Genomic DNA, 12,246 nt, shown 5'->3' with positions numbered 1-12,246 from the left:
GCCGCGATGCTCGGCGCGGTGATCGTCAGCGCCTTGGCATTCACCAGCGCCGTCACACCCGTCGTCGTCGCCAGCGTATAGTTCGACGCCAGACCGCCATTGATCCCGTTGGCCAGCGTGTAGCTGACATCGGCCGTACGGCTCCCGGCATTCGCGCTCGACAAGGCACCCGCCGTCCCGCTCGCCGTCACCGTCTCGCTGCCCACAAAGCCCGACAGCGTGCCCAGCGTCAGCGTCCCCGCCGTCGTCGTGCCGTCATAGGTCTTGGCCGCGATGCTCGGCGCGGTGATCGTCAGCGCCTTGGCGTTCACCAGCGCCGTCACGCCCGTCGTCGTCGCCAGCGTGTAGTTACTTGCCAGACCGCCATTGGTCCCGTTGGCCAGCGTGTAGCTGACATCGGCCGTACGGCTCCCGGCATTCGCGCTCGACAAGGCGCCCGCCGTCCCGGTCGCCGTCACCGTCTCGCTGCCCACAAGGCCCGACAGCGTACCCAGCGTCAGCGCCCCCGCCCCTGTCGTGCCGTCATAGGTCTTGGCTGCGATGCTCGGCGCGGTGATCGTCAGTGCCTTTTTCTCGATCGTGCTGGCCGTATTCGTCAGCGCACCCAGCGCCTGATAGCCATAGACCGGCTTGTTGTTCGCATCCTTTGCCGTGATGGTGACAGCGTTCGCCGCGACGGTGACGGTCTTGGTTCCGGCCCCCGCAGCGGTCGTATCATAGGTGCCGCCAGAGGCGGAAAAGGCTGTAAGCGTGTCGCCGTTGATGCCGGTGCAGTTGCTGCACGTGATCGTGCCCGCCGTAGCGGTCGTGGTGCCGTCATAGGTCTTGGTACTGGCCGCCAGTGTCGGCGTGACGGTGGGCGCGACCGAATAATAGAGTGCGTTGCCCGACCCCAGGGTTGTCACCCCGCTGTTGAACGCGGCGTTATATTGCTTGAAGTCATAGGTCAGGCTGCCGAGCGTGTCGTTGACCGGCGTGGTCGACCAGATCTGCCACTTGCCATTGGCCGCCGACAGCGCAGAGGCGCCGGCATTGTTCGTGAAGCTCTTACCCGCCAGAACGATCGCGTTGGAGCCAGTAGCACTTGCCGTCAGACTGGCACCGCTGGAGAGTACGACACCGCTACCTGCCGTGGGCCCCTCGTTAATCGCGGTAACCGTCTTGCCGGTGATCGTGGTCAGTGTGATGTTGCCGCTGGTCGCATTGGTCAGGCCCGCGCCGTTGCGCAGGTTGATATAGACGTCGCCCGTCGTACCCGCATTGATCGACGTGCCCGACGCCATGGTGATCGCCGCCGCGCCGGAATCACGCTGCGCATCGACCACGCCGTTGCTGGCCTTGTCGTTGGCGATCAGGTTCACGCCGCCGCCATTGCTCGTGATGTTGGCGTTGATCAGTACCGAGCGCCCCGCCTGCAGGGTCAACAAATTGCTGCTGCTACCGGTCACCGTGATCGCGCTGTTGACGGTGATGTCGTTCGACGCCTGGAGCGTGACCGTCGTGCCCTGCGCCAGCTGGTTGGCGATGGCCGCCGCGCCGATCGTCACGGTGTCGGCCGCGGTCGTGCCATAGGTCTGGTTCAGCGAAACCCCGGCCGACCCAGCAATGGAGAACAGGTAAATCGCACCCGATCCGGTGGAGACGTTGCCGGCTCCGCCGTCGTAGTTGGCGCCGATGACCATCCGGTTTCCGCGCGCGTTCAGGGCGACGCTAGATCCGAATTTATCCCCCGCCTCCAGCGCTCCGACATCGACCGCGCCGCTTACGCCCCGACCGAATTGCGCGCTGACGCTGCCGCCGGAAAAACTGCTGTCGGAGAAATCGAGGACATAGAGTTGCCCGGGGCCCGTCAGGCTATTGCCGCTGCCATCCGTTCCGGGCGCGCCTGGCGCTCCAATCGCCAGGCGGCTGGCATCGGCGTTCAACGCGATGCCGGCGCCGAAACGTAAACCGGTGCCCACCGCGGCCAGCGGTACGTTCACGTCCTTGGCCATGGATGTATAGCCCAACCCGACGCGTCCGATCAGCGTCGGGTTGAACGGATTGGCGCTGTTCGAATTGTCCAGCCCGAACAGATAGACCGCACCCAGGGGCAGTGAGGCGCTGCCGCTCGCGCCGCGATCGCCCAATGCCGAGACCGCCATCCGGTCCCCCGATGCATTCAGCGCCACGCTGGAGCCGAACGTATAGTTCGTGATCGGGGCGGTCAGGCCATTGCCATGCTGTAGCAACCTCGGGGTGGTGACGGCGGAAATGCCGTTGCTGTCGCTGGTCAGCTTGAACAGATAGACGGCACCATAGTTGTCGCTAGTCGCTCCGGCCCCATACCCGTCGTCTCCGGATGCACCAACGGCGAGCACATCGCCCGCTGCATTCAGTGCAACGCCGACGCCGAACAAGTCACCCGTGTCCAGCCCCGAGGAACTATAGCCCAGGTTGCTGCCGCTGCTGCCGCCGCTATAGCCCTTGCCCAGCGTCGCCAACAAGGTGACGGGCGAAGACGATGCGAAATCGCCGACCTTGAACAGATAGACGGCGCCCGTGTTGCTGCCCGAATTGCCCGCCCCGGCATCGCCGCTCGCGCCGACCGCCAGCCGGTCGCCCGCCGCATTGAACGCGACGGACCGGCCGAAATTGTCCTCATCGTCCAGGGTAGACAGATTATAGTTCTTGCCGCTCGTGTAACCGCTGCCGATGATCGATTGCAGCCTGCCGCCCGAAAAATTGCTGTCGGTGAAACTGAACAGATAGACCGCGCCACGGTTGGTTCCGACATTGCCGAAGCCGCCGTCGCGATAGGCCCCTACGGCCAGCCGCGTGGCATCCGCATTCAGGGCGACCCCAAAACCCAAACCATCGCTGGGATCAAGATAGCCGCCGAGGTCGATATTCTTGTCGTTATACCCCTTGCCGATCGTCCCCGCCTGCGCGCCGCCAGCAAATTTGCCGTCGGTGAAGGTGAACACGCGAACCGTGCCGCTGCCCGCCGTGCCGCCGATCGCGTCCGCGTCGTTGATGGCACCGGTCGCCAGGCGCGTGGCGTCCGCGCTCAGCGCGACGGAACTGCCCAGCAAATTGCTGGCAGTGCCGCCGACGATCGGGATGTTTGGCGTCGAGCCGACGACCCGGCCCACCGTCGCATTCAGCGTGACGCCGTGGAACGCCGACGTGCCATCGAACGCGAACAGATAGACCGCACCACCATTGGTCTGGTCGGATTGCGTCGGCGCGCCGACCGCGAGGCGATCACCCGTCGCGTCTAGAGCGACCGAGGTGGCGAACCGGTCAGATTGCGACAGGATCACGTGGTTGGCGCCGCTTTCGCCATTGCCCAGCTTGCCGATCAACGCGGCGCCAGCGAAGTCGATAGCTGACGAAAAACCAAACAGATAGGCAGCACCGGCCCCGGACACGCCTGCACCGGTTTCGTTGGGCGCACCGACGGCCAGTCGATCGCCGGTCCCATTCAACGCGACGCCGTTGCCGAACCACGCGCCGGAGGGAAGCCCCGACACACTGATACCCAGGTTGTTGCCCGCGCTACCGCTCCCGCCATAGCCGGAGCCGATCGTTGCCAGCAGCGTCGGGCTCTTGAACGGCGTCGTGGCGTCCGACATGTCGAAGCCGTACAGATAGACGGCGCCATAATCCGCGCTGCTGGACCCGGCTCCGAAACCGTCATCGTGCGATGCCCCGATCGCCAGACGATCGGCCGCCGCATTGAATGCGACGCTCGATCCGAAGGAGTCGCCCTTGTCCAATCCCGGCACGGATATCGTGTATCCGCTGCCGATCACGCCCCGTTGCGTACCGCCGGTGAAATTGCCGTCGCTGAAGCTGAACAGATAGACGGCGCCGTAATTGTTGTTCGTGCTCGGAGTGTTGCCGCTGCCATCGTCGCCATAGGCGCCGACCGCCAGCTTGGTGCCGTCCGCGCTGAGCGCAACACCAGTCCCGAAATTGTCCTGCGCCTCGAGTTGAGAAACGTTGACGTTCTTGCCGCCGGTATAGCCTTTGCCGATGATCCCCTGCAGCGTGCCGCCATTGAAGCTGCTGTCGCTGAACGAAAAGAGATAGACCGCGCCGGCGTCCTGGAAGCCGTTGGTTAAGCCGTCGTCGTTGACCGCGCCGACAGCCATGCGCGTCGCATTCGCATTCAGCGCGACCGACCACCCGAAATAGTCGCTTGCGTCCAATGCGGGCGCTGCGCGATTATACCCATTGCCTATAGTAGAAGCTTGAACAAAACCGCCAAAGCCGGTGTCCGAGAAAGTAAACAAGCGGACCGCACCCGAATAGGGTGCGGTCCCCATCGCGCCGCTGTCCCCCAGCGTACCGACGGCCAGTCGTTTTGCATATTGATCCGTGGCGACCGAAATGCCGAAAAAACTGTTGGCTTGAACTCCAATTACGTTGTGACTGTTGCCGCCGCTATATCCGGTGCCCAGCACACCTTGAACGCTACCGGTGCCGAATACGGAAGAACCGCTGGAACCGAAGCTGAACAGATAAACGCTACCGCTGCCCGAGGCGTTGCCCGCCGCCCCGGCCGTGTTGCTGGCCCCGACGAACAGTCGATCGCCCGCGCCGTTCAGCGCAACGCCAGCTCCGAACGCATTGCCGGCATTGATTGGGTAGGCGAACGATGACGTCGGCCCGACATTGATATCGTTGGCACCCGTATACCCTGCACCGATGATACCATCGACATGCGGCGATCCGAAGGAGGTGTTGCCGAAGCTTATGAGATATACGGCGCCCGTGCTCGCGCCCGTGGTCCCGCTGGCTCGCTTGTTGGCGGTTCCCCGATCGCCCCACGCTCCGACGGCCAACCGCGTCCCGTCCGCGTTCAACGAAACGGATTGGCCAAAGCTATCTTTCGCTTCCAGATTGGCGACGCTGAAATTGGTGCCGCTGGTGCCCGAACCGCTGAAACTGATCGCTCCGGCCTTTGTGCCCACGCCGTTTGCAGAGGCCCCGGTCTGTAGCCCAGTGACGAGGTAGACTGCGCCGACATCGGTCGCGCTTCCATCAAAACCGTCGCTGAAAACAGCACCGATCGCCAGCTTGTCACCGGCGCTGTTGAAGGCAACCGATCGACCGAAGCCATCACCGGTACGAAGCTCGTTGAACTTCATGCCATTGGGCGTACCCTTGCCGCTCGATGCATAATAGTTGTAGCCCAGCGTAGCACGCGCATAGGTACTGCCATCACTGTTCAGACGGAATAGATATACGGCTCCATAATTGTTGGAACCACCGTAATTACCGGCACCGTCATCGCCGATCGCCCCGACGGCCAGAGCCATACCTGCCCCATCGAGTGCGACCGAGATGCCGAATTGATCGTTGGCGGACAGGTCCGACAGGTCCCAATTCCCGCCACCGGTATAGCCTTTACCGATCACGCGATTGAGAATGCCACCATTGAAGTTCGAATCCGCGAACTTGAAGATATAGACCGCACCGGCACTCGCGGTTGCGTTCGTCGCGCCCGCGTCACCAGACGCCCCCACCGCCATCACTGTCGCGTCGCTATTCAGCGCGACGGAAATACCGAACAGGTCGCCTGCCTCCAGTTGCGCGATCCCCGGCACGGCATACCATTTGCCGATGATACCCTGATACGCCCAGGACGCTGCCTGCACGGCGTCGCCGATAACGATGTTCTTCGGGTCGAGCAGGAGGTTCCCGCCACCGACAAGCACATGACGGAGCTCGGTGCGGCGCAGGTCCTTTGCCGACGATATCTCGACCGCGCCGCCACTGCCCTTCGCGCCGCTGCCGCGCGCGTCGATCGCGCCCAGGAAGGTGGTCTGCGCGTCCGACCAGATGACGGCCGTACCGCCCTGCCCCCTGGACGATGCGACATTGATCAGCGTGCCGTCGTTGACGAAGGCATGGCCCGCCGCCGCCAGATCGGGCAGCACGCCCCAGCGCCCCAGGAAGCTCTGATAATAGGGCTGCGTCGTGTCCGGCGTCTTGCCGCCCTGGAATGCGCCGCCCAGCCGGACAAGGCCACCGCCGCCGCGCCCGGTCGCCGACACGGTCGCGCTGAGCAACCGCAGGTCGGTGGCGGTCATGTCGATCCGTCCGCCCAGGCCATAGATGCCGTCGGCGAAATAGCGGCCCGAACTCATCGCGTTGTTGGTGATCAGCGAACGGATCGTACCGCCGTCGATCAGGCCCGACACGTCGGTGCGTCCGTCGCTATTCTCGGACAGCCGCGCCGCCTGATAGGTCACGCTGCCGCCCGAGCCCAGCGCAGATACCGCGCGCGTCGTGCCGCCCAGCGACAACAGCCCGTCCGCCCGCACCGCGACGCTGCCGCCCACCTGCCTTATGCCGGTGGAGGACGCGTCGACCAGTCCACCCAGCCCGACGCTGCCGCCGCTGATCGTCACGCTGCCGCCCGTCGCACCCGCCGCCGAGATCACCGAGCCGGCCTCGGTGGTGATCCCGCTCGTGCCCGACAGGGTGATCACCCCGCCCTGCGCCGATACGGAATCCGCGCGCACGATCCCCGCCACGTTGACCGAGGCATTGACGACCTCGCGCGCCGCCGTCGCGGTCAGCAGGATCTTGCCGCCCTGCGCCGCGATGGTGCCGTCATTCTCGACCAGCGCCTTGATCGGCTGGCCCTTGGCATCCTTCAGCGTGCCGGTGATCGCATCCGACGTGGCGAAGCGGACCAGTCCGTCGCCGTACAGGTCGATCCCGAACCCCTTGCCCGCCGCCAGCGACACCCGGCCCATATCGGCCGTGATGAGCCCGGAATGGCGGACATGCGGTGCGACGAACGCCGCCATGCCTGCATCGCGGATGGTGATCCGCCCCTCGACCACGATCTCCGCCTGGTTGTTGCCGCCGTCGTTGAAGCGCAGCAGCGAGTCGCCGCGCATGAATCCTTGCGCGTCGATGTCATGCGTCGAGACGATCAGCCCGGCGGTGTCGACCTTGGAGCCCTTGCCGAACAGCACGCCGTTGCGGTTGATAAGGACGACCTGACCATTGGCCTGGATCGAACCCAGGATGGTCGAGGGGTCGGCACCCGTCACCCGGTTGACGGTGATCGACCTGGCGTCTGGCTGCTGGAACACCGCCATGTCGCCTTCGCGGAGCGAGAAGCGATCCCAGTTGACGATGGCGCGGTCGCTGGTCTGCGTGATCGTCGTCTGCGACGTCCCCTGCCCGCTGATCGTCGCCTGACCGGCGACGACCCGACCGCCCGAAACCTGTGCGAAGGCCGGTGCGGCGTGCAGCAACGCCCCCGCCGCGACCGTCATCGCAATCCCGCTCGTGCCCCCGTACCAGCGCTTGCCCCTGTTCGTCATCCCACTACATCCTGAAAATCGATTGGCCCACACGGCCCGCGGCCGGACTCCCGACGCGGCCGCGGGCGGTCAAAACCGGAAGGAAACGTTGCCGAGCAGCCGCCCGCCACGCTCGCGCTGGCTGCCGTTCGGTGTCCTGATGATGCGGCTCGCCTCGATGCCCCCGCTGATATGATCGGTCAGGCTGAGCCGAAGCCCCAGCCCCGCCGACGCGGCTGAGGCCTGGCGGCGCTCACCGGGCAAAAGCCTTCCCTGCTGCCAGACCTTTCCAGCATCGGCGAAACCGTAAGCCTGCACGCCCACCGGCATGTCGCCGATGTTGGCGGGTGCGCTCCAGCGCAATTCGAGGCTGGAGAGCAGGCAATGATCGCCGACCAACGCGCCCGCGTCGAACCTCCGCCCGAAGCGGCGTCCGCCAAAGCTGCATTCCGCCGAACTGTAGAGCGGCCCCTTTGCCGCCGCCTGACCTTGCCCGGACATGAGCATCGACACCTGGCCGCCCGCCACCCGCGCGATGGGCTGGAGCCGCTGCACCTCCATAGTCAGCAGCAGATAGTCGAGCCGCCCGTTCGCCCGGCTATTGGCGCGCGCATCGAGCTTCTTGATGCCCTGCTCCAACCCCAGCCGTAGCGAATTGGCCGCCAGATGCGCATCGGTTACATCATAGGTCAGCGCCGTCACCACCGAACGCAGCCGGTCGCGCATCTCGGCACGCCCCAGCAGTTCGGAGTCGGTGTTGGCGATGGCGCCCACCACTTCGATCGCGAGATTTTCGGTTCGCGACCGGATGAAAGGATAGCTCAGACCGACCCGCCCGGTCGTCGCACCGCCCTGATAGCCGAGCAGGCGCAGCAACGGCGTGGTCGGGCGGGTGTGCGAATAGCTGCCCGAAACCGCCAGTGACAGCCCGTCCTGATCGAGGATCGAAGCATAGTCGCCCGACAGGCTCCAGTATGCATTGCTGGTGATGCTCTGATACGCACCCAGTCGCAGCCGGTCCCCTCCGGTGAGCAGCGCGTTGCCCTCGACCGTCCCGCCCACGACATGGGTGCCGAGCGTGCGCGGCATGAAGCTGTTATAGCCCACATCCATCGAACGCCGCTTGCGCGCGATGTCGATGGTCAGGATCGAGCCCCCCACCACATCGGATGCCGGTGACAGGGTCGCACGTGCGGTGACGCCGGGCACGTCGTTGATGAGCAGCAGGTAACGTTCGAGATCGGCATTGCGCAGGGGCCGCGACTGGCGGATGCGCTCGGCGATATCGGCGACGGGCCCGCGCCCCAGCAGGCCGCTGGGCAGTTTCGCACCAGTGAAGTCGATCCGGCTGACAAAGCCCTCGACGACGCGCAGCGTGACGATACCGTCCTTGATCTGCTGCTCGGGCACCACCCCGAACGAAATGGCATACCCCTTCTTCGCATAGAGCCGTGTCACGGCATTGGCGAAGCGGAACACGTCCTCGACGCTAACCTCTTCGCCCGGCGCATGCTTCCATTCGCGCATCAGTCGCGCGACGGGGATTACCGTGGCCCCCTCAATGTGCACGTTCTTCCACACGAAGCGGGTGGCCGCCGCCGCTGCCGGCACGGCCTGTTGCGGCGAGGCCTGGATCACCGGCGGGGCTGAGGGCACCGGCTCAGATGGGCGCGAAACATTGTCCTGCACCCGGTTTGGGTCGAGGGTCGGGGGCACGATTTGCGACGGCGCGCCCTGTGCCAGGGCCGCAGGCGCCAGTGCCAGCATCATCGGCATAGCTGCCGCTCCACCCAACCGGATCGAGATACGGCAACTGCTCAGCCGGGAGCGAGTGGGACGCGGAAGGGGTAACATGGCAACCTCAGGCAACAATACCCGCCGATCGGCAGGACGAATAAGACGGGGGAAAGACCGCACGACACCGGGCATGGCGGGAGCAAACCTCATCGCGGCGGCTCCAACCGCTCGGCGCCACCCCAGCCCTGCCACCACAGCCGGGTCAGTGAGGGCATGGCGTGGAGATAGCCCTGCTGCCACACCGAGCCTGCAGCCTCGACGATCTTGGCCTGAGCGCGAGTCTCGATGCCCTCGGCCACCACCTCAGCGCCGAAGGAGCGGGCTAGTTCGACCAGTTGGCGAAAGATCGCCGCGTCGCGCGGACCGAGTACCGCCCGGTCTATGAACAGCCGGTCGATCTTGATGATATCGGGCGAGAAGACCAGCAGCTGGCGGATGGAGGCGAAGCCCACCCCGAAGTCGTCAATCGCAATGCGGCACCCCAGCGCCCGGACCCTCGCGATGAATGCAACCGCGCGATTCATATCGGTAACGAGCGCGGTCTCGGTGATCTCCCAGACCAGGCGCCGAGCGATATCGGGGCGCTGCTCCAGCCGCTCGATCACCTCGTTCCACAGATGCGTACACGACAGGCTTTGCGCCGAGACATTGGCCGCCAGCACCACGCCGGGTGCGGCCTCAAGTTCGTCGACTACCGCCGAGACGACATGCCGGTCGAGCAAACACGCAAAACCCAACCGTTCGAGCGCCAGCAGCAGGGGCTCGGGCGACTGAACCCTGCCATCGGCTCCGCAAGGCCGGCACAGCGCCTCATGATACAGGACGTCACCCTGCCCCCCCACCACCGGCTGCCAGTAAAGAACCAGTCCACTATGCAGGTTGCCCCTTGGCTGAGACAGCAAGGGCAAGAACTCCACCGCCCGGGCCATATCCGAGCGATAGAATCCTTCCCATTCCTTACCTTCGCCAACCGGCCCCCCCTGGAAAGGAAAAACTTTCTCGCCTTCACGCCCTTCAAAGGCCCAATCAGCGGACAGCCAGACACACAACGACCCCGCCTGAGTATCGACCGGATCGACAAGAACACCGGCACAATAAGCTGCAAGCCAAACCGGAAGAACAGCGCCTGCCACCTCGCCCCCCGGCAAGTCGTCACCGTGAAGGTGGGCCACAAACACCCCATTGCCGTCGTTTATGATGCGGCAATTGGCTGGCAGAATATTGAACAGCCGATGGCTAAGTTCCGCCACCACTTCGTCGGCAACAGCAGCGCCATAAGCGCGGCGAATATGCGCGTCGTTGGCCACTCGGAACGACAGGGAAAGCGGCGATGCTTCCATGGATCGCACGACCAACCCTGGCGCGAACGCTGCGGAACGCCCGCGCACCATCATCTCGCGCCCCAACTGAATCATCCGCCACCCCCATGCGAGGCGAATCTCATCGCCCTGCGAGACGGTTTAGCCCAAAGTGTAACAGGCGATCGGGCGGCGAAGTATCAGGAATTACATCACTACAAATCGATTGGCATCAGCCGGCACGCAAGGAGTACCATAATTGACAAACACTATATTCAGCAGCGGCGGCCGCCGCAAATATCTTAACAACTCAGAAATTAATCTTTTTATGAAAGCTTCCGCTTTATTTTCTGACGATATACAGGCATTCTGCCTTATGATAGCCTATACCGGATGCAGAATATCCGAAGCCCTATCGCTTTGCGAAAGAAGCATAGACTTCACATCGCGGTGTGTTATTATACTAAGTCTTAAGAAAAGAGGGAAAATAGTTTACAGATCCGTGCCATTGCCCACGGATTATTTGAGATTTCTTCGCACATGGATGAATTCTAGGAATGATAGCATGGACCACCTGTGGCCCTGGTCTCGGATGACCGGTTACCGTCGCATCCGGGAGGTCATGCAAGCGGCAAATATCGATGGCTATCACGCCTCTCCAAAAGGATTGCGTCATGGATTTGGAGTGCGCGCCATTCAAGCAAGCGTCCCCCTGAACTTAGTTCAGCGCTGGCTTGGTCATGTAAATATTAAAACCACGGCAATATATGCTGATGCCGTCGGCCCTGAAGAGCGCCAGCTAGCTTCAAAAATGTGGAAGAGTCCTTCAAGCCATCTGCGACCTTCACTGCGCAGCGCAAGCATAACCACTTAATTTCAACAGGTTTTTAGAAAATTATGACATCCCTAACAACGCAAGATTTCATTTAATCAATTAACAATCCATTAATTTTTTGCTTATCATTGACTATATTTTTATGCTTAATCGCATTTTGCTAAGCGTGCGCACCTTCTAGAGAAAGGCTGCCTGAAAATGGAAAGATAGCTTGCAGGTTGATACACTTTGGGCTATAGTGTATCATATTTTATTCATATTTTTCATGCCGTTAGGCTGTAGCACACTGGAAAAAATCATCAAATGACGATTTTTTCAGCCATATAAACTAAACTATAACCAGCACATACCAAGAAGGGTTCATAACGACGCTTCTCTCAGAGCCCGACGCATAATCGGATCTCTGAGATACGCTGGGTCGTTCGCCTGATGGCAACGATAACTAACCGAACTTCAGTGGTCGTGATCGACTGGCTACCGATGATGCCAGCGGTGGGGTAGGTCAGGAATTTCCTGTGTGAGCGGCTGAACGTTACGCCGCCATGATCCTGATAAACCGCTCGCCCAAGATGACCGCGAACTGGCCTGAACCGCGCCGGGTTTACCGGAGGCTGTTGGATGTGAGTCACGCTGCCATATCGATGATGTCCGCGGTGACGTGACCCCCGTTTCTTCATCCAGGTGGAACTAGAGACCGGCCCTCGGTGAGCCTCACCCCGTCTTTGGTCCGGTCTTTATGAGAAAACCGGCTCTCTTCTAGTCAGGGCAGGCATGCCTGCCCTGACGAAAAAGCGCGTGCCATCGGGGTCTGGTTGCCGAGGGAGCTATGCGGACGGTGCTCGTTGTAATTGCGCCGCCACGCCTCACATTTTACCCGTGCGTCGTCCAGGCTCAAGAACCAGTATGGGTTGAGGCATTCGGCCCGCACCCGGCCGTTGAACGCCTCCGCGAACGCATTGTCAGTCGGCTTTCCAGGCCTGCTGAAGTCGAGCACCACACCATG

5 protein-coding genes are annotated in these 12,246 nt (G+C 62.7%); 1 reads left to right on the top strand and 4 read right to left on the bottom strand.

Going from position 1 to position 12,246, the window contains the following annotated elements; translation table 11 throughout:
- From ACFX59_RS17880 to ACFX59_RS17870, 3 genes are all read right to left on the bottom strand, one after another.
- Positions 1–7,334: YDG domain-containing protein (locus ACFX59_RS17880; RefSeq protein ID WP_387434357.1), on the bottom strand; the 7,334-nt coding region annotated here is incomplete at its 3' end.
- 69 nt (positions 7,335–7,403) lie between these two features.
- On the bottom strand, positions 7,404–9,089 hold the full coding sequence (locus tag ACFX59_RS17875; protein ID WP_387434355.1) for a ShlB/FhaC/HecB family hemolysin secretion/activation protein: 1,686 nt from the start codon (positions 9,087–9,089) through the stop codon (positions 7,404–7,406).
- A gap of 167 nt (positions 9,090–9,256) precedes the next feature.
- Positions 9,257–10,525 (bottom strand): EAL domain-containing protein, encoded by a 1,269-nt coding sequence (locus ACFX59_RS17870; RefSeq protein WP_387434353.1) that lies wholly within the window; start codon positions 10,523–10,525, stop codon positions 9,257–9,259.
- Positions 10,526–10,667: 142 nt separating this feature from the next.
- Between ACFX59_RS17870 and ACFX59_RS17865 the strand changes: the two genes are divergently transcribed.
- Positions 10,668–11,282 (top strand): tyrosine-type recombinase/integrase, encoded by a 615-nt coding sequence (locus ACFX59_RS17865; protein WP_387434351.1) that lies wholly within the window; start codon positions 10,668–10,670, stop codon positions 11,280–11,282.
- A 721-nt stretch (positions 11,283–12,003) separates the two neighbouring features.
- Here ACFX59_RS17865 and ACFX59_RS17860 read toward each other — a convergent pair.
- The coding region (locus ACFX59_RS17860; protein WP_387434349.1) for a transposase at positions 12,004–12,246 on the bottom strand (243 nt) is incomplete at its 5' end.

It is taken from the genome of Sphingomonas sp. NCPPB 2930 (genome assembly GCF_042867205.1).
GTDB lineage: Bacteria > Pseudomonadota > Alphaproteobacteria > Sphingomonadales > Sphingomonadaceae > Sphingomonas.
Note: the sequence above shows the minus strand (reverse complement) of the source record. Positions and strands in the feature narration are given on the sequence as shown.